The sequence below is a fragment of the Nitrospinota bacterium genome, assembly GCA_016217735.1.
GTDB lineage: Bacteria > Nitrospinota_A > UBA7883 > JACRGQ01 > JACRGQ01 > JACRGQ01.
Genome location: JACRGQ010000041.1, coordinates 15,467 through 39,473, shown reverse-complemented (window position 1 = coordinate 39,473; position 24,007 = coordinate 15,467). Strand labels below are relative to the sequence as shown.

The window sequence follows — 24,007 nt, the reverse complement described above, 5'->3', positions numbered from 1 at the left end:
GGGCTTACCGCTTCAACACCGCGAGGAACGCGGACTGGGGAATTTCCACGTTGCCGATCTGTTTCATCCGTTTTTTCCCCTCTTTCTGCTTTTCCAGCAGCTTCCGCTTGCGGGAGATGTCGCCGCCGTAGCACTTGGCGAGCACGTTTTTGCGCAGCGCCTTCACCGTCTCGCGCGAAATGACGCGGGCGCCGATGGCGGCCTGTATCGCAACATCGAACATCTGGCGCGGGATCAGCTCCTTCATCTTGCTCACGATGTCGCGCCCGAAATTGTAGGCTTTGTCCTTATGCACGATGAAGCCGAGCGCGTCTATCGGGTCGCCGTTCACCAGGATGTCCATCTTGACCAGCTGCGCGGGTTGATAACCGGCGGGTTCGTAATCCACCGAGGCGTACCCTTTGGTGGCGGTCTTGAGCTTGTCGAAAAAATCAAGCACCACTTCGTTAAGCGGCACCTTGAACACCAGCATGACGCGCTTGACGCCGATATATTCCATCTTTTCCTGCACGCCGCGTTTTTCCTCTATGAGCGCGAAGATCGGCCCCACATATTCGTCCGGCGTGAAGATGGTGGCGCGTATGACCGGCTCCTCTATCATCTCGTATTGTTCCGGCAGGCTGTTCGGGTTGTCGATGATCCGCACGTCTCCCGGCGTCACCGTCAGGCGGTAGCTCACGGTGGGGGACGTGGTGATGAGGTTCATGTTGAATTCGCGCTCCAGCCGCTCCTGGATGATCTCCATGTGCAGCAGGCCGAGGAAGCCGCAGCGGAAGCCGAAACCGAGCGCCGCGGAGGTCTCGGGCAGGAACTCGAACGATGCGTCGTTGAGGTGGAGTTTCTCAAGCGCCTCGCGCAACGCGCCGTACTTGTCGCCTTCCACCGGGTAGAGGCCGCTGAAGACCATCGACCGCGCCTCCTTGAATCCTTCCAGCGGCGCGGCGGCGGGGTTGGCGGCGTCGGTGATGGTATCCCCTACTTTCGTGTCGGCCACCGTTTTGATGCCCGCGGCGAGGAAAACCACTTCGCCGGGGCCGGCCGATTTCACCTCGCGGGCGAACGGGGCGAATATCCCCATCTGCGTCATCGGATATTCAGTGGCGGTTCCCATGAAACGTATCTTCATGGCTGGGGTGAGCGTCCCCTCGAAGATGCGGGCCAGCACCACCACGCCGCGGTAGCTGTCGTACCAGCTATCCAGCACCAGGGCTTTCAGCGGCCCGGCGGGATCCCCCTTCGGCGCGGGTATTCTCTTGACCACCGCTTCCAGCAAATCCTTGACGCCGATGCCGGACTTGCCGGAGGTGAGTATCGCCTCCTCGGCGTCAATGCAAAGGATGTCTTCAAGCTGGTGTTTCACCATGTCGAGATCGGCGTTCGGCAGGTCTATCTTGTTGATGACCGGAATGACCGTCAAATTGTGTTCCGTGGCCAGGTGCAGGTTCGCCAGCGTCTGCGCCTCTATCCCCTGCGATGCGTCGATGAGCAGCAGCACCCCTTCGCACGCCTTGAGGCTGCGGGAAACCTCGTAGGAGAAGTCAACATGTCCCGGCGTATCGATGAGGTTGAAGATGTAGTCTTTGCCGTCTTCCGCCGTGTAGTTGAGCCGGACGGTCTGCGCCTTGATGGTGATCCCCCGCTCGCGCTCCAACTCCATGTTATCGAGGAGCTGCTCCTTTTTCTCGCGCGCGGTGATGGCGCCGCAAATATCGAGAATACGGTCGGCCAGCGTCGATTTACCGTGGTCGACGTGGGCGATGATCGAAAAGTTCCTGATGTTTTCCATAAATGAACTGTATATCTTAACACAAGGCGGCGGCCGCCCATCACTTGAAAAGGTCAACCGCCGAACGTTAAAAAAGCCCGCATGACGGACGATTTCCTTGGAGGGAAAGAGGAGAAACTGCCCATACACCGACCTGGCAACTTGCTGTTTTTATGGGAGGTATTCGATGCGTGCGCTGTTTTTGCCGCCCGCCCTAAAGTTTTTAATGTTCCAATCCGATAATAATACCGGTTCATAATTTGAGACTGCACATAATCACCGGAGGAATGATGAGTCACATGAAAGTTCAAGGAAACGGCGGCGGCGTTAACATTAAGCAGCTTTTGGACGCATCGCAGAACAAGCAGGCCAAAGCCGCCAAGGGAAATGACTCCGACGGCGACAACGACGGCACCCGCGAAGCCTCTGAAGCCGGTAAAGGCGAAAACGTTAACGTTACCGCCTGATACCGTCCCACAAACGGCGGCGGGCCGGATCGGTTTACCGAACGTATATAAACCTTAGAGGAGGCAGTCCAATGAAAATCAGCGGCGAAGCCCTAAATAACGTGGCGGGCCAAGCGGCTCAAAGGCCGGCCAACGCGGCGCCAAGCGCCCCCGCCAAAGGGGCCGGACAGGATCCGGATCGCGACGGCGACACCGAATCGAAAGAATCGGCCAAAACAAAAGCCAGCGAAAAGAGCGGCGGCGTCGACGTTCAGGCCTGAATCGCCGGAACAGCGCCATCCGGGGGGAGGGAAAATAGTTTCCACCCCGCATGGCGGGCCGTCCCCCCTTCCCAATTAACCACATATCCAGCCGCAATGAACGGTGACCGTGTTGCATTGCAATCCGCCTTGGGGTTAAATACCCCCCTAGGGTAATCATCGGGGTTTTACGGGGGGATGAGCGTGGTACATAAGATTAAAAAAGCGATACTGCCGGTCGCGGGGATGGGTACCCGTTTCCTGCCGGCCAGCAAAGCGATGCCCAAAGAAATGCTGGCCCTCGTCGACAAACCGGTGATCCAATATGTGGTGGAGGAGGCTATCGCCTCCGGCATCGAAGAAATCATCATGATCACCGGGCGGGGCAAGAACGCCATCGAAGACCATTTCGACCACTCCATCGAGCTGGAGAACCATTTGGAAAAACGGGGCCAGCTAACCGAGTTGGAGAGCGTCAGAAAAATATCCAATCTGTGCGACTTCTGGTACATCCGCCAAAAAGAGCCGCTGGGACTGGGCCATGCTATCCTGCGCGCGCGCGACCTTATCGACGACGAGCCGTTCGCCGTGCTGCTGGGGGACGACGTCATGTACTCCGACCGCGAACCGGTTCTGATGCAGCTCATCGAAACCCACCTTGAAACCGGGGCCAGCGTCATTGGCGTGCAGACGGTGGAGGGGCCGCAGATTTCCAAATACGGAGTGATCGATCCGGTTCCTGGAAGCCAGAAGGGGGACTCTGTACTGGTAAAAGGATTTGTGGAAAAACCGCCGTTTGAAATGGCCCCGTCAAAATTGGCCATTCTGGGTCGTTACATCCTCACCCCGAAAATATTTCACTGGCTTGAAAAAGTGGAACACGACCATAAGGGGGAGATACAGCTCACCGAAGGGCTGAATATGCTCTGCAAAGAGTCTCCGGTCTACGCGCGCGACTTTTACGGCAAACGGTACGACACCGGCGACAAACTCGGCTTCCTCAAGGCCACCGTGGAATTCGCGTTGCGGCGCAGCGACCTTGGGGACGAATTCCGCGCATACCTCTCCTCGCTGAAACCGCCAGTGGAGCGCCGAAAAAGCGGTACAGCCCCCAGCCGGTAAAGGCCGGCATAGCGAAAACCCCTTTCAGGGGAGGGCGGCGCGGGCCGCCTCGACGATCTTCGGCAGCCGTTCCATGACATAATCAACGTCTTCGGCGGTATTGTAGATGCCCAAGCTGAGGCGGAGCGAGCCTTGAATCACCTCGCGCGGGATACCCATTGCCACCAGCACGGGGGACGGCTCCAGCGAGCCGGACGAGCAGGCCGAGCCGGTGGATACCGCGATGCCGTCCATGTCGCACTGGATGAGAAGCGTTTCCCCCTCCACCCCCTCGATGCCGATATTGAGCGTGCCGGGCAGCCGCCGCTCCGGGTGGCCGTTGAGGCGCGCGAAGGGAATTTTTTCAAAAATACCCGCTTGCAGCCGGTCGCGCAGGGCGGCGATCCTCTTTGAATCTTCCGCCAGGTGCTTCCGGGCCAGCTCGCACGCCGTTCCCAACCCGACGATGCCCGCCACGTTCTCGGTGCCGGCGCGCATGCCGCGCTCGTGGTGGCCGCCGCTTATAAGCGGATGTATCTTCACCCCCTTGCGAATGTAGAGCACGCCGGTTCCTTTGGGGCCGTACAGCTTATGTCCGGACATCGAAAGAATATCCACCCCCAGATCGTTCACATCGACGGGAATCTTTCCGGCGCTCTGCGCCGCGTCGGTGTGCATGAGAATGCCGCGCGCCCTGGCCGCTTCGGCGATCTGGCGCACCGGCTGGATGGTTCCGGTTTCGTTGTTGGCGTGCATCACTGAAACGATCACGGTCTTATCGTCAAAGGCGGCGGCCATCTCGGCCGGATCAACCATGCCGTACCGGTCCACCCCCGCCACCGTCTGACAATAACCGTTTTGGGCAAGGTATCCGGCGGTGGAGAGAACCGCCGCATGCTCCACGGCGGTGGTGACCACCCGCCACGCGCCGTCGCGCGGTTTCGCGAAGGCGGCCCCTTTGAGCGCCGTGTTGTCCGATTCGCTGCCGCCGCCGCAGAAGTAGATTTCATCCGGCTGCGCGCCGATGAGCGCGGCGGCTTTTTCGCGCGCCTCCTCAACGCGGGCGCGGACGGAACGGCCAAACCAGTGGCCGCTGTTCGGGTTGCCGTAATGATCGCGGAGGTACGGCAACATTGCCTCCGCCACTTCCGGGCGCGGTTGCGTGGTGGCGTTGTTATCGAGGTATACCCGCCGGAATTCCCGTGGCTGGGCGCCCATCTCCTTCTCCATCTCCGCGCGGGGAGTCACATCCGCATCTTTTCGAGCTGCTCTTCGCTGATGGCGCGCACGCGGATGACCGATTTTTCGCCGCCGGCGGCGGAGCCGACTTCCACATCGACCTCTTCCCCCGCGGGGGCATCGCTGTAGCGGGCCGCGATCATGCAGGCGGTGACCGTGACGCCGTTTTCATGCGCGCCCTGGATCACCACGCAGGGTCCCTTGTGATCCTTCACCCAAATCACGGCATCGTCCCCCTGGAGCATCTTCAGAAGTTTTTCGTTTTCGCCGTTGTTGCGCCCCACGATCACCTTGGCGGTGTCGGAAACCCGGAAATGCCGTCCCACCCGCAATATCCGCGCTTCCTTCACGGTGGTATCGGTCGAATGATCCAGCAGGTCGCGCATCTTATGCGCGAATTGCCGGTCGGTCAACATGCAGCCGCCGGACGAGCAGAGGTGTTCCTCCTCGATGCCCAGCCCGCGCCCGACCTCCACCTGCGGCTTGCGCGAGCGCCCCGAAATGGCGAGCATCTCTTCGCGGTTGATCCACCCCTCCTTCTCGGGGATGGTCGGTTCCAGCAGCGCGGCGGAAAGCGGCCGGACGATAAGCCCCTTGAGGCCCGATTCCCGCTCGATGATGGCAAGCCGGTCGCGTTTTTGCGACATCGGGCGCTGGCTCAGCACCTCGCCGGTGAAGATGAATTTCGCGCCCATCTCCTCCATCACCTTTTTCGTCTGCGTGAACATCATGACGCGGCAGTCAACGCACGGGTTGAGCCCTTGGCCGAAGCCGTGCTTCGGGGCGCGGAGCATGCTGATGTACTCCTCCCCCATAAACAGCGTCTTGATCGGCAGCCCCATCTCCTCGGCGATGCGGTGGGCGGCGCTTTTGCAGCTGTCGGCCTGCTTCGTGGTGCAATTGCAAAAGGGGCTCATGAAGTTGAGCACGGTCACATCGTAGCCCAGCTTCACCATGAGCTTCACCGCGATGTTGCTGTCCAGTCCCCCGGAAAGGAGGCCGAGGCATTTTATGTCTTTCCTGTCCATGATGCTCCCATCAAATGTGTTGTCCGTTAAAACCGGGCTTTTACGTCTATGAACGCGTCTTTTTTCACGCGCCGCAGCCAGTCCTCGCGGACGGCCTGTATCATCTCCCCGAACATCTTGTTTTCAATCTCGCCTTTTACCTTCTCGAAAGGGGCGGCCGTGGCCGGCAGCTTTTCTTTCACCAAAATAAGGTGGTAGCCGAACGGCGATTTGACCGGCGCGCTCACTATCCCCGGTTCCAGCGCGAACGCGACATTCTCGAACTCCTCCACCATCTCCCCCTGCACGACCTCCCCCAGATCGCCGCCGGTATCGCGCGAGGGGTCGTCGGAATGCTCCTTGGCCGCCTGCGCGAAATCGAGGCCGGCGGCGATCTTGTCGCGCAGGGCGGCGATTTCGTCATAGGCCTTCCGCCAATCGGCCTCGGTTCCTTTTTTGGGGACGAATTTGAGGATATGGGAAATCCGCGCACTCCGGCGGCCGGCGAATTCCGCGCCATGCTGTTCGTAATATTCGCGGGCCGACTCTTCGGGAATTTTCACCTGGCCCCGCACTTCGTTACCGATCACCTTGCGGGCGAGTATCTGGTCCTTGAGCATCAGGCGGTAGCGCTCCATCGTAAGCCCCGAGCGGGACAGCAGGGCAAGAATATCCCCCCCCTGCGCCTCGACCCGCTTCTTCATCTCGTTCACCGCCTGGTCGACCTCCATATCGGCGACCTTGTACTCTTCCCTATCCTTGCCGAACTGGATAACCAGCTTTTCCTCGATGAGGCCGTCGAGCGCGCGGCGGGACAGATCCGCTCCCGTCAGCCCTTCATCGGCCCCCATGGCGCGCATCTGGAACTGGCGCTCCTTCACCTCGCTCAGGAGGACAATCTCGCCGTTCACCTCGGCCGCGATGCTGTCGATGGCCTCTTCCGCCCGCGCGGGCGCGGTCAGCAACAGGGCCAGCAGCGTCAGAGCCGGTACAAGCGGTCGGAATATATTTTTATCTGCGCGTTTTTCTTTATTTCCTGCAACCATTCTTCAAACTTTCTTTCCAGTCTCTCCTGGAACAACCGTTTATGGATACCGTCCTTCGCCTCGGCGAATGTCATCAGCCGCGGCTTGACGAATTCCGTGACTTTCAGCAGGTTGAATCCGTAGGGAGATTCGATCACCTTGCTCACCTGGTTCAATCCCAGGCGGAAAATGGCCTCGTCAAGCTCTTTGGGCATCTGCCCCTTCCCGATGAATCCCAGATCGCCCCCGTTCTCCGCCTCCGGGCTTGTGCTGACGCTCCTGGCCACATCCTCGAATTTTTTGCCCTCGGCCAGGTCCATCCGGGCCCGGTCGGCATCGATAAACGTGGAACGGAGAATGTGAAACACATGCGCCTGCGCATCCTTGCGGAATTCGTCGGCGTGTCCGTCATAGTATTCTTTCATCTCGGTGTCGGTCAGTTGCACCAGCGGCGCCACCTTCTGCTTTAACAGCCGCTCAACGGTGAGGTTCTGTTTCACGCTCGCCTTCCACTCCTCGTAGGTCCGCCCCTGCTCCTGCAGGATCACCTGCAGCCGCGCCGGGGAGTTTCCCTTCAGCATCGACTGCACTTCCTCTTCTTCCATCTCGGGGGTGATCTTGATCCCCGCCTTCGCGGCCTCCTGTTCCAGGAGCGTGTCCCGTATCAAGTTGTCCAACAGGCCGTTCCGCAGCTCCTTTTCCAGCCCTTCGTCTTTCCCCTGCTGGATATTTACCCGCTTTTTGAACCGGGCGTATTCGACGAGAAAGCGGTCTCCCATGATCTTGGCGCCGTTCACTTCGGCCACCACCTGCCGGGCGGGGATAGCCTCCTCTTCGTCCTTGCTGCACGCGGCAAGCGGCATCAGAACCAGCGCCGCCAGCGGAATCAGCAATTTTAATTGTATACGCATAAGGGGGATAGTTTAACCCGCTTTATTCACGGAATAAAGCGGGAAAACCGTCAAGCTTTTGAAAAGACGCGGCGGTGAAGCGTTTTTCGAGGGAAACATACTGACAGTATGTTGACTAAGAAAAATGCGAGCCAACGCGATAATTTTCAAAAGATCGGCGGTTTACGGATTATGAACGGCAACGCCGTGAATAGTCCGGCTAAACCACATCCTCCCCCGGGGCAAGAATGGTTGCCACGCGCCGCCAAACAATGGCACAATGCCCCGCATGGATACGACGCTCTTTTATGCGGTGAACCACGGGCTGCAAAACCCTTTCTTCAATGTTTTCATGCCATTCGTCAGCCGCTACCCGAGCTGGATGCCGCTGTTGCTGGCAATCTTCGGCTACTTCATTTACCGCGATAAAAAGAGGGGGATTCTTTTTTTCCTGCTTGTCATCGCGGCGGTCACGGCAAGCGATTTCGTCTGCTCCGGTATATTAAAGAAGGCCTTCGCCGTGCCGCGCCCCTGCATCACCCTGCCGGACGTGCATATGCTTCCCGGATGGCCCGGTTGCTCGAACTCCGGAAGCTTCCCCTCCTCCCACGCCGCCAATTCCGCCGCCATCGCCACCATGCTGGGGCTCTATGACCGCCGCTTCTGGTGGTTTGGGATGCTGGCCGCGTTTTTGGTATCGCTCTCCCGCCTCTATCTGGGGGTGCATTACCCGTCCGACGTTGTTGGCGGGGCGCTGGTGGGGGCCGCCATCGCGTATGGGGCGATGCGCCTTTCCGGCTTCGCGCAAAAGAAACCGGTGGCGGCATCCCCCCCTATCAAGTAAAATCCGCCCATGAACATTATCGAACGGGCCCGCGCCATCGTATCCATTGAACGCGACGCGCTGACGGACGCCGCCGCCAACATAGACGGCAACTTCGCGGCGGCGGTGGAACTCATCCTCGCATCCACCGGCCGCGTGGTGGTCACCGGCATGGGAAAAAGCGGACACATCGGCCAAAAAATAGCCTCCACGATGGCCTCCGTCGGCACCGCCGCGTTCTTCGTCCACCCCGCCGAGGCTATCCACGGCGACCTGGGGATGATCGCGCGGGACGACGTGGTGCTGGCAATATCGAACTCCGGCGAAACGGAAGAGATCGTCCGGCTGATACCGGTCATCAAACGGTTCGGCCTCAAGCTGATCGCCCTGTGCGCCAAAAAAGAATCGACGCTGGGCCGCGGCGCCGACGTTTGGCTGAACGCCAGTGTTAAAGCCGAGGCCTGCCCGTGGGACATCGTCCCCACCTCCTCCACCACCGCCGTGTTGGCGCTGGGCGACGCGCTGGCGCTGGTGCTGATGGAGAAAAAGGGCTTCAATAAAAATGATTTCGCCAATTTCCACCCCGGCGGGTCGCTGGGGCGCGGTCTGCTGGTGCGCGTGGAAGACCTGATGCATACCGGCGAGCAACTGCCGGTGGTCTCCCCCGGTATCGTGATGAAGGAACTGCTAACCGAGATGAGCGGCAAAAAGCTGGGGGTGGCGCTGGTCTGCGCCCCGGACCGGACGTTGCTCGGCATCGTCACCGACGGCGACATCCGCCGGATTTTCCAGACGATGGACGACGCCATGAAAAAAACCGCCGGCGACATCATGCACAAAACCCCCAAGACCATCGGCCGCGACGCGGTGGGGGGGGCGGCGGTGAAACTGATGGAAGACAACAAAATCACCGCGCTGGCGGTAATCGATGCCGGCGGCAAACTGGCGGGGATAATACACCTGCACGACCTGCTGCGGGCGGGGGTGGTCTGATGCCCGCCGCGAATCCCGCCCCCGCAACGCTGGCCCGCGGCGTGGCCATGTTCGTGTTGGACGTGGACGGCGTCATGACCGACGGCAAGATCATTCTCGATGGTGATGGGCAGGAATCGAAAAACTTTTATGTGCGCGACGGGCTTGGCATCGCCGAGGCGGTCAAGGCCGGATACAAAGTGGTTATTATTTCAGGCCGCCACTCCCCCGTGGTGGAACACCGGGCGCGGGAACTCAGAATACATGAAGTGCGTCAGGGGGTGGGCGACAAGCTGGGGATATTCGAACAGATTTTGGAAAAACACTCGCTAAACGCCAGCCAGGCCGCCTTTATGGGAGACGATGTGAACGACCTTGCCGTGCTGAAGGCCGCCGGTTTCTCCGCCGCCCCGGCCGATGCCGACGAAACCGTCCGCGCCGAGGCCGACTGGGTATCTCGCCACAACGGCGGCGCTGGCGCGGTGCGCGAGATGATAGAGTTCATCATGAAAACCCAGCACAAGTGGCCCTACACCGCCAACGATTAACCTTTTTCCCCCTCCCCCGTCATCCCACTTTTCTCGGTAGCGGCGACACTCCTGTCGCCGATTTCCCTGTCATGCCGCGCTTGACTTGGGAGCGGCGGAATAAATATGCGGCGGCGTAATGCAATGGAGCCAGCCGCGTACAAACCGCCGCGGAAGTGCCCTTCAAGGGTACGGCACCCAGCAATATTTTCAAAGCTCTCTTCCCGCCCACCGCGTTGAACTTGACATGATTTACCGTCTCGCACAGTATACGGATCAATAATTACCGAGCAACCATGTTCCGTAAACAGCCCAACGTCCTGATTAAGCGTACAGGGCTTCGGGATGGCGGTGGGCGATAATCAGAAGTTTCAATGCCGCGCCGGTCGGCTTGCACCGCCCCTGTTCCCATTCCTGCAATGGTCTCTTGCTGACGCCGGGCAATTCGGCAAATCCCGCGCAGCCTGGTGCCACAGATGAATCCTGTGGCACCAGGCTGAAACAACCGGAATATTATAATTTACAACTTATTATAAGCCACTACTTATATTTATCGCGGAGCCAACCGAGAATGCAAAACAACGCGCGGGAGCGTTATAATGGCTTCCTTAAATTAGGAGGCTTTGGATATGGCTACCGATGTGGGATTAATCAACGCGCGGGCGCAGCAGCACTCGGCGTTTGTGGAGCCGCTGTTCGCCGAGACCGGCAAGGTCATCGTGGGGCGCAGGCCCCTGCTGGAAAAAATGCTCATCGCCATGCTTTGCCGCGGACACGTCCTCATCGAAGGGGTGCCGGGACTGGCGAAAACCCTCGCCGTGAACACGCTGGCGAAAGCGCTGAAGCTGTCGTTCGGCCGCATCCAGTTCACGCCCGACCTTTTGCCCGCCGACGTTATCGGCACGCAAGTGTACGACGCGAAGGGCGGGGCGTTCCACATCAAGAAGGGGCCGGTCTTCACCAACATCCTGCTGGCGGACGAGATCAACCGCGCCCCGGCAAAGGTTCAGAGCGCCCTGCTGGAGGCAATGCAGGAACGGCAAATAACCATCGGCGGCCAGCAATTCAAACTCGACCAGCCGTTCATGGTGCTGGCGACGCAGAACCCCATCGAGCAGGAGGGGACCTATCCGCTCCCCGAAGCGCAGGTCGACCGCTTCATGTTCAAGCTCTTCATGGATTACCCGTCGCGCGAGGAGGAACTGCAGATCGTGAAACGGATGGCGTCCGCCGCCGCCCACGACGCGCAAGGCGTGACCGGCGCTGAAGAACTGGATCAGGCCCGCGCCGTCATAGACGAAATCTACGTGGATGAAAAAGTGTTCAGCTACATCGTCGATCTGGTCTTCGCCACGCGCAAGCCGCACACCGCCATGCCGCAGATCATCGAATACGGCGCGTCGCCCCGCGCCAGCATCTACCTCGCGCTGGCGGCGAAAGCCCACGCATTCCTGCGCCATCGCGGCTTCGTCACGCCGGACGACGTGAAGGCCATCGGCCCCGACGTGCTGCGCCACCGCATCATCCCCACCTACGAAGCCGAAGCGGAAGGAATGACCAACGAGGACATCGTGAAACGGGTGTTCGATACCGTACCGGTGCCATAATGCCGTTCGCGCCGTTTTGGCTCATTCCGCTGGCGCTGGCGGCGGCGATTGCCGCCGCGCTGGCCGTCTTCCGCAAAAAAATCGAGATCGGAGCGGCGCGCGATCTTCCCGCGCCGGACGGCGGCATCAAAACCATCCCGCCCGAACTGTTCGCCAAAGTTCGGCAAATCGAGTTCTCCAGCAAGAAACTGGTCGAAACCGTTTTTTCCGGCGAGTACCACTCCGTCTTCAAAGGGATGGGCATGGAGTTCGCCGAAGTGCGCCCCTATGCCCCCGGCGACGACGTGCGCGCCATCGACTGGAACGTGACCGCCCGCATCGGCGAGCCGTTTATCAAAATCTTTAACGAGGAGCGCGAACTGACGGTGATCCTCATGGTGGACGCATCCGCCAGCGGCGCGTTCGGCACCGCCGGCAATTTCAAAAACGAGACGGCGGCGGAACTCTGCGCCACCATCGCGTTCGCCGCCATCCGCAACAACGACAAGGTGGGGCTGTACATCTTCACCGATACGGTGGAACTGCACATCCCCCCCGCCAAGGGACGCCGCCACGCGCTCCGCATCATCCGCGAGATATTGGGATTCCGCCCGCAAGGCAAAAAGACGAACATCAAGAACGCGCTGGAGCGGCTGCTCCACACCGCGCGGCGCTCCGGCATAGTGTTTCTCGTGTCGGATTTCGCCGATGCCGGGTTCGAGCCGCCGTTCCGCGTGGCGGCGAGGAAATACGATCTTATCGCCGTCCGCATCCGCGACCGGGCCGAACAGCGGCTTCCCGACGCGGGACTGGTGCTGCTGCGCGACCCGGAGACCGGCGACGAGGTGTTGGCCGACACCGGCAACGAGGATTTCCGCCGCCGCCACGAAGAGATGGCGCGGCGGCGCGACGCGGAGCTGAAACGCTTTTTTCAAACGTGCGGCGTCGACCTCATCGATGTCGATACCGCCGGCTCGCCGGTGGCCCCGCTGGAAAAGTTTTTCAAGCGGCGTGAAAAGAAAATCCTGGCGGGCCGATGAAACGTATTTTCACTCTGCTGCTGCTGGCGCTCTATGCCGCTCCCGCCGCCGCGCTCACCCTTGCCGCCGCGGTGGATCCCCCGGCCGCCACCATCGGCGATCATTTACGCTACACCATCACCGCGCGCGATGCCGCTGGCGTCGAACTGCCGCTGAAACTGGAAAATCCCGCGCCGTTCGAACTGCTGGACGCGCGGGCGGATGACACCGGCGGCGAAAAGAAAGTGGTCTTCACGCTCACCGTGTTCAAGACCGGCACACTCCCCCTCCCCGCCTATTCCGTTTTGTCGACCGGCGCGGACGGCAAACCGGAAACCGTCTCCGCGCCCCCCGTAACGGTGGAAATCCGCTCCGTGCTGAAACCGGACGCCAAAGAGCCGGCGATGATGCCGATCGAAGATGTGGCGGATCCGGTCTTCGACTGGAAGGCCTACCGCTGGCCCGTCCTGGCGGTTTTGGCGCTGGTGGCGCTTTTGGCGGCGCTGGCGCATCAGCTAAAAAAGAGGGCACGAAAAATGACTGCGGTTTCCCCCTCCGTTCCGGCCCATTCGCCGCTTGAAACCGCCCTCGCCGCGCTGGAAAAAATAGAGGCGGAAAACCTCTACGCCGCCGGACGGGGGAAGGAATACTTCGCCGCCATCGCCGATACCGTGCGCGTCTATCTGCACGCCGAATACGGCGTCGATGCGCCGGAAAAAACCACCATTGAGTTGGAGGCGGCGTGGCCCGCCGCGCTGGAAGATCACCGCGAACGCGTGTTCTATCTCCTGCGCACCTGCGACGTGGCGAAGTTCACCAAAAAACTTCCCGACCGCGAAGACGCCACCAGCGCCCTCGCCGTCGCCATGTACTTCGTGAAAAACTCCCCGAAGAAAAAAAGCGTTCCCCCCATCAACTCCGTCGATTAACCGCTCACCCCGCAAGCGTGTCTATCGGCAAATTGGCGACGGCGTCGAGGGCGTTGAAATCGCGCCAGCGCGGGTCATCGGGGTTTTCCTGATATAGAAAATAACCGGCGGCGGCGATCATCGCGGCGTTATCGGTGCAATAAACCGGCGCGGGCCAGACCACCCGCAGGCCGTGCTCCTCCCCCGCTTTTGTCATTCCGGCGCGCAGGTGGCCGTTCGCCGCCACGCCGCCGGCAATCACTATCTCTTTAAAATCGTGCAGCGCCGCCGCGCGCAGCGTATGCGCCACCAGCGTTTCGGTCACCACCCGCTGGAACGACGCGGCGACATCCGCCACGCGGGGGTTTTTCTTCATCGCTTCGCGCACGGCGGTCTTCAGGCCGCTGAAGCTGAAATCGAGCGCGCTCCCTTTCACCCGCGGCACGGTGAACGGCACCGCTTTTTCGTCCCCTTCCTTCGCGGCGCGTTCCACCGCGGGGCCGCCGGGAAAGCCGAGGCCGAGCATCTTCGCCACTTTGTCGTACGCTTCCCCCGCCGCGTCGTCGCGCGTGAATGCCAGCTCGGTGAGTTTTGCGGGGCCATCCACTTTGTACAGCGACGTATGGCCGCCGGAGACCAGCAGGCAGAGGTGCGGATAGACTATTTCGTAATTGAAGCGCGCCGCCACGACATGCCCGTGCAGGTGATGCACCGGCGCCAGCGGTTTTTTCAACGCCCAAGCCATCCCCTTCGCGGCGGAGAGGCCGACGAGCAGCGCCCCCAAGAGTCCCGGCCCTCGCGTAACGGCGAAGAGGTCGATATCGTTCAGCGTCACCCCCGCGCGGCCGAGCGCTTCGCGCACGATGACCGGCATGTTCTCCACATGGCGGCGCGAGGCCAGCTCCGGCACCACGCCGCCGTACTGTTGGTGTCTGTCGTGCTGGCTTGCGATGACGTTCGAGAGCACCTGGACGCCGTCCCGCACCACCGCCGCGGCGGTTTCGTCGCACGAGCTTTCGATGCCCAACACCAGCATCAGCGCACCACCTGCGACGCGAAAACCGGCGTTACCCCGGCCTTGACGAGTTCGTCCTTCAGCTTTTCAATCGCCGCCACCGTTGCCGGATACGGGTGGCCTATCGCCACCACCGCCCCCTCTTTAACGGCCAACCCGATGGCGAGCCGGAGGTGTTGGGCGATCGCTTCCGCGCTGGGGTCGTTATCCAAAAAAACGCGGCGCGCGGCGCTCTTCAGCCCGAGCCGCCGGGCGACAGCATGGCCGACGCTCGTTGGGGCGGTAAGGCTGTCGACGAAATACAGGTTGCGCGCTTTCAACTCCGCCAGCACCACTTCCATCTTCCGCTCATCCCGCGTGAAAAGACTGCCCATGTGATTGTTGACCCCTTTCGCCTGCGGCACCTGCCCCAGATCATGCCTTATGGCGGCGCGAATGTCTTCATCCGGCTCCGTCACCAGCAGCGCCCCCGCGCCGGGATTGTTTATCCGGTCGTTTTCCGGCTCCATCGGCAGGTGGAGCATCACCTCCTGCCCGGCCGCGGCGATTTCGGCGGCAAGCTCTTTGGTGCGCGGCTGATCCGGCATCACGCTGAAGGTGAGCGGGATGCCCGCCGCCAGCAGCTTTTCCACCGGGTCGCGCCGAAGGCCTATGTCATCGATGATGATGGCCAGCCGCTTGCCGCGTTCCCCCGGCTTCGGCGGCATGGCGGGTGGCGGGGCTACGGCGGCGGCGCCCGCATCGGCGTTCCGCCCGGCTGAATACGGGGCGGCGATCTTTTTTTCAACCGGCGCGGCGTGATAGCGGGCGATCAGCCAGGCGGCGAATACCCCCCCCGCGAAAAACACGATCACCAGTACCGGCAAAACCCCCATGCGGCGGCGGGCGGGGGCGGGTTTCTTTTTCATCGGCTGGTCTTCCGGGGTAAAAACAAAACAGCCGCCTGGATCGTGCGTCCGGCGGCTGCGTTCATGCGATGGGCGGGATCAGGCGGATTTCTTGCCCCCTTGATCCTTGATGTGCTTGTAGGTGGACGGATCCTTGAGAATCTGGACGGCCTTTTGGAGTTGGTTATCCTTTTCCATGTCAAAGATTTTCTTCGGATCGCGCAGCGGCTCCTTCTCTTTTTCCTTTTCCTTCGCCTTGTCGGCGGCGGTCTTTTCCTTCTTCTTTTCCAGGTTGTCCTGGCGCACGTCGCGGGTGCCGTTGAAGTGCTCCATCAGGTCTTTTTCACGCAACGGCTCCGGCCCCTGTTCCGTGCCGGGCGGCATGTCCAGCTTCACTTCAACATCCGGCTCGATGCCGACACCGTGGATCATGGTGCCGGCCGGCGTGTAATAGCGCGCGGTGGTGAGGCTCAGGCCGCCGCCATCGCTCAACTCACGCACAGTCTGCACCGACCCCTTTCCGAACGACCGCACCCCGACGATGACGGCGCGGTGGTGGTCTTTCAGCGCGCCGGAGACGATCTCGGAGGCCGAAGCGGAACCGGCGTTGATGAGCACCACGACCGGCGTTTCAGTGTCGGCGTGGGAATTGCGCGAAATGAAGCGGGAGTTCTGGTCGCTCGTGCGCCCGCGGGTGCTGACGATTGCTTCGCCTTCCTTGATGAACTGTTCGGATACTTCCACCGCCTCTTTCAGGAGGCCGCCCGGATCGTTGCGCAAATCGAGGACGAGCAGTTTCATCCCCTTTGCCTTGAGGTCCTTCAGGGCCGCCTGGGCATCGCGCGAAGTTTCGGCGGTAAAGCTCACTATCCGGAGATAGCCGGTGTCGTTATCGATCATGCCGAATTTCACCGACCTCACCTTCACGATGGCGCGGACGATTTCCACGTCGAAGGTCTTGTCGCCCTGTTCGCGGTAGATGTTCAGCTTGACGGGGGTGCCGATCTTGCCGCGCATTCTCTTCACGGCATCCATAATATCCATATCCTTGGCCACCGTCCCGTCGATCTTGATGATCTTGTCGCCGGCCATCAGCCCCGCCCGCTCGGCCGGGGTGTCTTCAATGGGGGCGACGATGACGACGTAGTTGTCCCGCACGGTGATCTCGATCCCCAAGCCGCCGAATTGCCCTTCGGTTTCCTGCTTCCGGGCGTCGTAGGAATCGCGGTCCATATAAGCGGAGTGCGGATCAAGTGTGCGCAACAGGCCGTGGATGGCCCCTTTGGTCAGGTCCTTGCTCGATTTTTCCTCGACGTAATAGTTCTGGATCAGCGCCATTACCTCGGCGAAAACTTTGAGGTTTTCATAGGAGCTTTCGGCCGCCATGGCGGGCGTGCGCCACGCCGCCGCCAGCCCAAGGCCGGCGCCGAAAAAGAATGCGGCAAACACCACATAAAAAACGGTTTTAAGAAACTTTTTTGCCGCGTTAACGGCCCACGAACTTTTTTTCTCTTCCATAAGGAGAAAATAGTAGCACGTTTGCCGCCGCGGAATCCACACAGGATTTACCCGGTGATTACATTTGACTTGCCGGTGATTTTAAGTGAAAATACCTCGCGCCGGGGGGAGTGAATCCGCGCTATTTTATGCGATGTCTTCCCGGCCCGCGCAATGACATAAACTCAATGTGTTATATAGGGAGGACAAAGTGGCCAAATTGTTAGAAGGCCCCGCAATGGGACTGTTCCAGAAGTGGGGCATTAACGTACCCCATCATGTGGTCATCTCGGATCCCGCCCAGCTTGATACACTGGCGGCGGCCAATCCGTGGATGACAAACACCAAGATGGTGGCCAAGGCGCACGAAGCGCTTGGCGGCCGATTCAAACTGGGCTTGGTGAAAATGAACCTCGATCTGGCCGGGGTAAAGGCCGCCGCGAAGGAGATTTTGGCGCGCGAAGTCGACGGCATGAAGATAACGCAGGTCATCGTGGCCGAGATGGTGGAACACACCGAGGAATACTACCTGTGCGTTAAATCCGTGCGCGAAGGGGCCGAAATCCTGATGGCCAAGTTCGGCGGCATCGAGGTTGAATCCAACTGGGACAAGGTGCAGCGGAATTTCGTGGAAGTCGGCGAAAAGTCGGCGCCGGGACAATGCACCGAGCTTGCCAAACGATGCGGTTTCACCGGCGACATCGCGCAAAAGATGGCCGCATGCGCGCATTCGCTTTTTGACATGTTTGACAACGAAGACGGGCAGTATATAGAGATAAATCCCGTCGTTGTGGACAAGAAAACCGGCAACGTGGTGGCGCTGGACGCCGTGACCATGTTGGACGGCGACGCCCGCTTCCGCCACAAGGACTGGAATTTCAACTGGGCGGCGGAATTCGGCCGCGCCTACACCGAAGCGGAAAAAGAGATCATGGAAATCGATTCCAAAGTGAAGGGATCGGTGAAACTGATTGAAATCCCCGGCGGTGAAGTGGCGCTGCTCCCCGCGGGCGGCGGCGCATCGGTGTTCTACTCCGACGCGGTGGTGAACCTCGGCGGCACCATAGCGAACTATTCCGAATATTCCGGCGATCCGCCAGGATGGGCCGTGCAAGCGCTGACTGAACGGGTCGCCGCCCTCCCCGGCATCAAACACATCATCGTCGGCGGCGCCATCGCCAACTTCACCGACGTGAAGGTGACGTTCCAGGGAATCATCGCGGGCTTCCGTATCGCCAGGGACAAGGGGCTCCTCAAAGGCGTGAAGATTTGGGTGCGCCGCGGCGGCCCGAACGAGGCCATCGGCCTCGCCGCCATGCGTGAACTGAAAAACGAGGGCTTCGATATTGAAGTGTTCGACCGCTATACCCCGCTGACCGACATCGTCGACATGGCGCTCGGCAAGAAGAAAGTCTGAGGAGCAGAACGATGGCTATTGTAGCAAATGATAATACGAAGGTCGTGATACTCGGCGGCCAGGCCGCCGTCAACGCCGCGCGCCGCATGGGGGAATTCTGCCACCTTTGCCGCCTCCCGTTCTATGTCGAAGCGTTCGTCTATCCGCCGGACGCCGGCAAAACCTACGACATCCCGGTGGGCAGCCAGATCGTGGCGGTGCCGATTTATGCCACGCTGGGCGAGGCAACCGCCGCGCACGGCGGCATCAACACCGCGCTGGTCTACATCGGCCCGGCCCGCGCCGCGGCGGCCGCGATGGAAGCGATGGACAACCCGAACATCAAATCGATCTCCATGATCACCGAAGGGGTGCCGGAGAAAGACGCCAAGCTGATGATCAAGAAAGCCAAGAAGACCGGCAAGCTGCTCAACGGCCCCTCGGCCATCGGCATCATGTCCGCCGGCAAGGCCCGGCTGGGCGTGATCGGCGGCGAGTACAACAACCTGATCCTTTCGAAGCTCTACCGCCAAGGCTCGTTCGGCGTCATCACCAAGTCGGGCGGCCTCTCGAACGAAATCATGTGGATCATCTCGCAGTTCGCCGACGGCATCACCACCGCCATCGGCATCGGCGGCGACTCCTACCCGGTCACCGACTTCGTGGACTACCTTGAGCTTTTCGAAAAAGACCCGGACACCAAGGCCGTGGTCATCGTGGGCGAAATGGGGGGCAACCTCGAAGAAGGGGCCGCCGCATGGCTTGCCGCTAAACCGCGCCGCATCAAGCTGATCGGCGTTGTGGGCGGCTTCTGCCAGGAAAAACTCCCCAAGGGGATGAAGTTCGGCCACGCGGGCGCAAAAGAAGGAGCCCACGGCGAAGGCTCGGCCCGTTCCAAGGCGGAAGCGCTGAAAAAGGCCGGGGCCATCGTCCCTGAAACCTTCGGCGCGCTGGGACCGGCCATCAAGAAGGTGTATGAAGACCTGAAGGCCGTCGGCCAGACGACAAAAGTGGAAGACCTCGCGCCGTCCGAGCTGCCGCAGCTTCCCAGAAAGGTGGAAGAAGGGCTCAAGTCCGGCACCATCGCCGTGGAGCCGCTTTTCAAAAACACCATCACCGACGACCGCGGCGAAGAACCGCTTTACTGCGGCTATGCGGCCAGCGAGCTGATTAACGAGGGATACGACATTCCCCACGTCATCGGCCTGCTCTGGAACAAAAAGCTGCCCACCCCGCTGGAAGCGGAACTCATCAAGCGGATAATCATCCTCTCCGCCGACCACGGACCCGCCGTCTCCGGCGCGTTCGGCACCATTCTCGCCGCCTGCGCGGGGATCGGCCTGCCGCAATCCGTCGCCGCGGGCATGATCATGATCGGACCGCGCTTCGGCGGCGCGGTAACCGACGCGGCCGTCTATATGGATTACGGCCTGAGGAACTACCCGAACGACGTTCCCGGCTTCCTTGCCTATATGAAGAAGGAAGTGGGACCGGTTCCGGGCATCGGCCACCGCGTGAAGAGCCTCAAGAACCCCGACAAGCGGGTGGAGGAGATCATCCGGTTCGTGCGCGAGAACAAGATCACCTCGCCGCGCCTGGATTACGCCTTGAAGGTGCAAGCCATCACCACCACGAAGAAGGACAACCTGATCCTCAACGTGGACGGCACGATAGGCTGTGTGCTGCTCGACATGGGCTACCCGGTCGATTCGCTGAACGGCTTCTTCATGCTGGCGCGCACCATCGGCATGATCGGCCACTGGATAGACCAGAAGCGCAATCAGGGCCGCCTCATCCGCATGTACAACTACCTTATCAACTGGGCCGTCACCCCCCGGCGCCCGGTGCCGAAACTGCCGAAAAAATAAACGGCGATTTCAGCCAACCAAGGGCGGGTGGAGCAATCCACCCGCCTTTTTTATTTCCGACCCACTTTCAGGGAAGGCAAATCGGGCATATATACCCCAATAAATGGGGCATCTACACCCCATCACATGACACGTCAATGCATAATTAAACGCAATGCATTGTTTTAAAACTATTTACACATACGCCAGCATGGCATGGATATGGCTCTATATGGGGGTATGGAAAAATTAAATAAAGCAAAACTGGCGAAACAAACCAAGGAAGAACTGGCCCGTCTGGGAAAGGTTTACAGCCTTACCCTAAAAGCCACTCTCTCCAAGGATGAGATGATGGCGGCGATCCTTAAAGCCGACAAAAAGGCCGCTCCGGCCAAGAACGGAGTTGTTGCCAAGAAAACGGTGACCGCCGGCAAGAGCGGGAGCAAAGCTCCCGCGGCTAAGAAAAGCGCAGCCAAGGCCGCCGCTTCTGAGAAAGCCGAAGTAATATCCGCCCCCAAGGCGGCCGCCCCCATAAAAACAAAATCAATTGCCACAAACGCGGCAAGGCCTGTATCCCCCCCCTCTCCCAAAGCAGGTCTTGCCGCAAATTTTTCCTCCGCCAAGGTTAAAACGACCGTTTCACCGTCGCCGAAATACCGTGCCGGAGAAGAAGAAGTAGTGGAAGAGAGCAAGTACCATGTCGCCCAAACACAGGAACACCTTGAAGCGGCAACCATTCCCGACCGCTACGAAGACAACCGTATCGTCCTGCTGGCGCGCGACCCCTATTGGGGCCACACCTTCTGGGATCTGCATCCGAACCTGCCAGCCGATACCGCCGCCCGAAACGGCACCAATCTGGGCGAATGCCACTTCGCCCTGCGGGTGTACGACGTAACCGATGTCTCCTTCAACGGCCGCAACGCCCACAAGCATTTCGACATCGGCGTACACGGCCTCAAAAACAGCTGGTACGTCAATGTGCCGGAAGAAGACCGCGCCTGGGTGGCCGAAATCGGCCTGAAAAGCCGCAAGGGCGAGTTCTTCATGATGGCCCGCTCGAATGTCATCATGATGGGGCGCGGCTCCGTCTCCAACCGGACGGATGAGGATTGGATGATAGCCGACGATGATTTTTGGAAAATGTACGCCCTGAGCGGCGGTTTCCAGGCCCGCGGCTCCTCGATGAGCATCGATATGCAGGAGCAGATGCGCCAGCGTCTTTCGGGTGAAACCAGCTCCGGCGCGGTGAGCAGCTTCGCCGGCTCGCCGACGCGCCCCACGCGGAAACCGGATCAATTCTGGTTCCGCCTTGACTGCGAACTGATCGTTTACGGGGCGACCGAGCCGGACGCCAACGTGACGCTGGCCGGCCAGACCATGCAACTGCGCCCTGACGGCACTTTCACCGCCCGTTTCGCGCTGCCGGACGGCATACAAATAATCGAGGCCAAGGCGGTCTCGGCCAACCGGAGATTTGAAAAGACCATCACCCCCACGGTTTCCCGCGGCACCACGGTGCTGCAGAACCGCCCGGAACTGAAAGAGGAAACCGAAGAATGAGCGCCCCCAAAGGATACCTGTCGCTGATCCTCCACGCGCACCTGCCCTATGTGCGCCACCCGGAATACGACGACTTCCTGGAAGAAGACTGGCTGTTTGAAGCGATCACCGAAACTTACGCCCCGCTCATCGAGGTGTTTGACGGGCTGGTGCGCGACGGCGTTCACTTTCGCATCACCATGTCGATGAGTCCTTCGCTGATATCGATGCTTGTCGACCCGTTGCTGCAACAGCGCTACCTGCGCCACCTGAACAAACTTATAGAGCTTGCCAACAAGGAGATTGAGCGGACCCGCTTCGAGCCGCAATTCAACGACCTGGCGAAAATGTACCACTGGAAATTGACCAAGACGCGGGAACTCTTCGCCCAGCGCTACCGCTGCAACCTGGTGACCGCCTTCAAGGAATTCCAGGACAAAGGGGTGCTGGAAGTCATCACGGTGGGAGCCACCCACGGCTTTCTGCCGCTAATGCAGAGCGTACCGAATGCCGTCCGCGCCCAGATACGGGTGGCGGCGCAACATTACGAAAAACATTTCGGGCGGCGCCCGCGCGGTATCTGGTTGCCGGAATGCGCCTATCACCCCGGCGTGGAAAGCCTCCTGAAAGAGGAAGGCATCCGCTGGTTCGTGGTGGATACCCACGGTGTATTGCATGCCGCGCCGCGGCCGAAATACGGCGTCTACGCGCCGGTCTACACCCCCGCGGGCGTGGCCGCCTTCGCGCGCGACGTGGAAAGCAGCAAGCAGGTCTGGAGTTCCGTTGAAGGCTATCCCGGCGATTACGATTACCGCGAATTTTACCGCGACGTGGGGTACGACCTCGACTTCGAGTATGTGCGCCCCTACATCCAGCCGAACGGGCTGCGGAAAATGACCGGCCTCAAATATTACAAGATCACCGGCGTGAGCAACCACAAAGAGCCGTACAACCAGTACGCCGCCCTTGAAAAGGCCGCGTCGCACGCGGGGAACTTCATGTACAACCGCGAGAAGCAGATCGAACACCTGCACGGGGTGATGGGGGGCAAACCGCCCATCATCGTCGCCCCGTACGACGCGGAACTGTACGGCCACTGGTGGTACGAAGGGCCGGAGTGGATAAACTTCCTGCTGCGGAAGATCAACTACGACCAGAATGTTTTCAAGACCATTACGCCGTCGGAATACCTGCAGGAATTCCCGCGCAACCAGGTCTGCCAGCCGCCGATGTGCTCGTGGGGCTACAAAGGGTACAACGAGGTCTGGCTGGAAGGAAGCAACGACTGGGTCTACCCGCACCTTACCCGGGCCGCCGAGCGGATGGTAACCCTGGCGCAACAACACCGGAACACCGCCAACGGCAAGGAACGGCTGCTGAACCAGGCGGCGCGCGAACTGCTGCTGGCGCAGGCATCCGACTGGGCCTTTATCATGAAGACCGGCACGATGGTCGAATACGCCGTGAAGCGGACCAACGACCACATCTCGCGCTTCAACCGCTTGGCCGACCAGACGGATAGCGGGCAGGTCGATTACGAATGGCTTGAGCGGATCGAATCGCTGGACAACATTTTTCCGGAGATCGATTTCCGGGTATACGCGTAAAAAAGATCCCAAATCCAATCCCGCCGGGTTCTCCGGCGCGGATTGTCCCTCTCCCCTCCGGCTGGCGCCCCCCGCCAGCCGGAGACCCTCTTTTAATAAATGCAACATTCCGTATGCCCATGGCCGCCCGCTTCCCCAATATCCCGGAACCCCGCAAAAAATTGTCAGTTAACCTTGAGTTCACCGGGGGAATATGGTAATTTACCTTAAGTTAAAAAACACCCGCAATCCTTTGGTGGCGGGAACGGCTGGAACAAACGCGCAAGTTGGTGGAATAACCGTGATTAATCTCGTTTTTATCGTGATGTCGGTTACGATGCTCGCTTGCCCACGGCGTTTGGCGCGGCCGCTCCCCGTTATCAGGGTACAAAAGGTTTGCGGCGGAGAACAGACTTGCACCCAGACGGTTATCCAGACTTTTTCCCATGCCGTGTCGGCCCTATTTGCCACGCCGATGACGCCAGGTATTCCGGCTCGCGCCCTTAACGCCACGGTGGCCGCCATGCGCCGCCTCCTTGCCCAGCCGGGGTTGCAATCGATCATGCGTGACACAAGCCCGAACACATCGGGTACGCCGCAACCGCTTCCCGTCCGATAACCGTCCGCCGCTGTCTGCTCCTCCCGCCGCATGAAAGGCGCGCCCCTTTT

General features: G+C 60.3%; 22 protein-coding genes and 1 pseudogene. 14 read left to right on the top strand and 9 right to left on the bottom strand.

Annotated elements, in window-relative coordinates; all coding sequences use genetic code 11:
- Window positions 1-4: 4 nt before the first annotated feature.
- Window positions 5-1,786 (bottom strand): elongation factor 4, encoded by a 1,782-nt coding sequence (lepA, locus tag HZA03_06570; protein MBI5637614.1) that lies wholly within the window; start codon window positions 1,784-1,786, stop codon window positions 5-7.
- A gap of 278 nt (window positions 1,787-2,064) precedes the next feature.
- Between lepA and HZA03_06565 the strand changes: the two genes are divergently transcribed.
- From HZA03_06565 to galU, 3 genes are all read left to right on the top strand, one after another.
- Window positions 2,065-2,232 (top strand): hypothetical protein, encoded by a 168-nt coding sequence (locus HZA03_06565; protein ID MBI5637613.1) that lies wholly within the window; start codon window positions 2,065-2,067, stop codon window positions 2,230-2,232.
- A gap of 71 nt (window positions 2,233-2,303) precedes the next feature.
- On the top strand, window positions 2,304-2,492 hold the full coding sequence (locus tag HZA03_06560; protein ID MBI5637612.1) for a hypothetical protein: 189 nt from the start codon (window positions 2,304-2,306) through the stop codon (window positions 2,490-2,492).
- Between the two features lie 183 nt (window positions 2,493-2,675).
- Complete coding sequence (gene galU, locus HZA03_06555; protein MBI5637611.1) at window positions 2,676-3,593, top strand: UTP--glucose-1-phosphate uridylyltransferase GalU; 918 nt, start codon at window positions 2,676-2,678, stop codon at window positions 3,591-3,593.
- Between the two features lie 24 nt (window positions 3,594-3,617).
- On the opposite strand, the gene HZA03_06550 is transcribed toward galU, so the two are convergent.
- Genes HZA03_06550 through HZA03_06535 form a run of 4 tightly spaced genes read right to left on the bottom strand, consistent with a single transcriptional unit; the run spans window position 3,618 to window position 7,754 of the window.
- Window positions 3,618-4,790 carry an aminotransferase class V-fold PLP-dependent enzyme gene (locus HZA03_06550; protein MBI5637610.1) on the bottom strand — a complete coding sequence of 391 codons (1,173 nt, stop codon included), beginning with the start codon at window positions 4,788-4,790 and terminating at the stop codon, window positions 3,618-3,620.
- 26 nt (window positions 4,791-4,816) lie between these two features.
- A complete protein-coding gene (locus tag HZA03_06545; protein ID MBI5637609.1) occupies window positions 4,817-5,839 on the bottom strand; it encodes a hypothetical protein in 1,023 nt (340 codons plus the stop codon).
- A 26-nt stretch (window positions 5,840-5,865) separates the two neighbouring features.
- Window positions 5,866-6,783: a peptidylprolyl isomerase gene (locus HZA03_06540; GenBank protein ID MBI5637608.1), complete on the bottom strand. Its 918-nt coding sequence runs from the start codon at window positions 6,781-6,783 to the stop codon at window positions 5,866-5,868.
- Between the two features lie 14 nt (window positions 6,784-6,797).
- Window positions 6,798-7,754: a peptidyl-prolyl cis-trans isomerase gene (locus HZA03_06535; GenBank protein MBI5637607.1), complete on the bottom strand. Its 957-nt coding sequence runs from the start codon at window positions 7,752-7,754 to the stop codon at window positions 6,798-6,800.
- Window positions 7,755-8,022: 268 nt separating this feature from the next.
- On the opposite strand from HZA03_06535, the gene HZA03_06530 reads away from it, so the two are divergent.
- Genes HZA03_06530 through HZA03_06520 form a run of 3 tightly spaced genes read left to right on the top strand, consistent with a single transcriptional unit; the run spans window position 8,023 to window position 10,076 of the window.
- A complete protein-coding gene (locus HZA03_06530; GenBank protein MBI5637606.1) occupies window positions 8,023-8,577 on the top strand; it encodes a phosphatase PAP2 family protein in 555 nt (184 codons plus the stop codon).
- Window positions 8,578-8,586: 9 nt separating this feature from the next.
- Entirely contained in the window at window positions 8,587-9,549 is a 963-nt protein-coding gene (locus tag HZA03_06525) for a KpsF/GutQ family sugar-phosphate isomerase (GenBank protein ID MBI5637605.1), read from the top strand.
- Window positions 9,549-10,076, top strand: coding sequence for an HAD-IIIA family hydrolase (locus HZA03_06520; protein MBI5637604.1), 528 nt, complete (start codon window positions 9,549-9,551; stop codon window positions 10,074-10,076). Before HZA03_06525 ends, HZA03_06520 begins: the two co-directional genes overlap by 1 nt.
- A gap of 303 nt (window positions 10,077-10,379) precedes the next feature.
- Here the strand turns inward: HZA03_06520 and HZA03_06515 are convergent.
- A pseudogene (locus tag HZA03_06515) lies at window positions 10,380-10,508 on the bottom strand (transcriptional regulator).
- A gap of 176 nt (window positions 10,509-10,684) precedes the next feature.
- On the opposite strand from HZA03_06515, the gene HZA03_06510 reads away from it, so the two are divergent.
- From HZA03_06510 to HZA03_06500, 3 genes are read left to right on the top strand one after another with little or no spacing between them, the layout of a single operon-like run.
- Window positions 10,685-11,662, top strand: a complete 978-nt coding sequence (locus HZA03_06510) for a MoxR family ATPase (protein MBI5637603.1) — start codon at window positions 10,685-10,687, stop codon at window positions 11,660-11,662.
- Window positions 11,662-12,681, top strand: a complete 1,020-nt coding sequence (locus HZA03_06505; protein ID MBI5637602.1) for a DUF58 domain-containing protein — start codon at window positions 11,662-11,664, stop codon at window positions 12,679-12,681. The genes HZA03_06510 and HZA03_06505 overlap by 1 nt, the downstream gene beginning before the upstream one ends.
- Window positions 12,678-13,589 (top strand): hypothetical protein, encoded by a 912-nt coding sequence (locus HZA03_06500; protein ID MBI5637601.1) that lies wholly within the window; start codon window positions 12,678-12,680, stop codon window positions 13,587-13,589. The genes HZA03_06505 and HZA03_06500 overlap by 4 nt, the downstream gene beginning before the upstream one ends.
- A gap of 4 nt (window positions 13,590-13,593) precedes the next feature.
- Here HZA03_06500 and tsaD read toward each other — a convergent pair whose 3' ends face one another.
- The 3 genes from tsaD to HZA03_06485 form a co-directional block, all read right to left on the bottom strand.
- A complete protein-coding gene (gene tsaD, locus HZA03_06495; protein MBI5637600.1) occupies window positions 13,594-14,604 on the bottom strand; it encodes a tRNA (adenosine(37)-N6)-threonylcarbamoyltransferase complex transferase subunit TsaD in 1,011 nt (336 codons plus the stop codon).
- A complete protein-coding gene (locus HZA03_06490) occupies window positions 14,604-15,491 on the bottom strand; it encodes a divergent polysaccharide deacetylase family protein (GenBank protein MBI5637599.1) in 888 nt (295 codons plus the stop codon). Before HZA03_06490 ends, tsaD begins: the two co-directional genes overlap by 1 nt.
- Before the next feature lie 78 nt (window positions 15,492-15,569).
- Window positions 15,570-16,988, bottom strand: a complete 1,419-nt coding sequence (locus HZA03_06485) for a S41 family peptidase (protein ID MBI5637598.1) — start codon at window positions 16,986-16,988, stop codon at window positions 15,570-15,572.
- A 190-nt stretch (window positions 16,989-17,178) separates the two neighbouring features.
- Between HZA03_06485 and HZA03_06480 the strand changes: the two genes are divergently transcribed.
- The 5 genes from HZA03_06480 to HZA03_06460 all read left to right on the top strand — a co-directional run bounded on the left by HZA03_06480 (window position 17,179) and on the right by HZA03_06460 (window position 23,957).
- Entirely contained in the window at window positions 17,179-18,384 is a 1,206-nt protein-coding gene (locus tag HZA03_06480; GenBank protein ID MBI5637597.1) for an ATP citrate lyase, read from the top strand.
- A gap of 11 nt (window positions 18,385-18,395) precedes the next feature.
- Window positions 18,396-20,231: an ATP citrate lyase gene (locus tag HZA03_06475; protein ID MBI5637596.1), complete on the top strand. Its 1,836-nt coding sequence runs from the start codon at window positions 18,396-18,398 to the stop codon at window positions 20,229-20,231.
- Between the two features lie 219 nt (window positions 20,232-20,450).
- On the top strand, window positions 20,451-21,773 hold the full coding sequence (locus tag HZA03_06470) for a DUF4912 domain-containing protein (GenBank protein MBI5637595.1): 1,323 nt from the start codon (window positions 20,451-20,453) through the stop codon (window positions 21,771-21,773).
- Entirely contained in the window at window positions 21,770-23,359 is a 1,590-nt protein-coding gene (locus HZA03_06465) for a DUF1957 domain-containing protein (protein MBI5637594.1), read from the top strand. Before HZA03_06470 ends, HZA03_06465 begins: the two co-directional genes overlap by 4 nt.
- Before the next feature lie 280 nt (window positions 23,360-23,639).
- The gene (locus tag HZA03_06460; protein ID MBI5637593.1) at window positions 23,640-23,957 is read left to right on the top strand and encodes a hypothetical protein; all 318 of its coding nucleotides are present in this window, start codon (window positions 23,640-23,642) and stop codon (window positions 23,955-23,957) included.
- Window positions 23,958-24,007 lie beyond the last annotated feature (50 nt).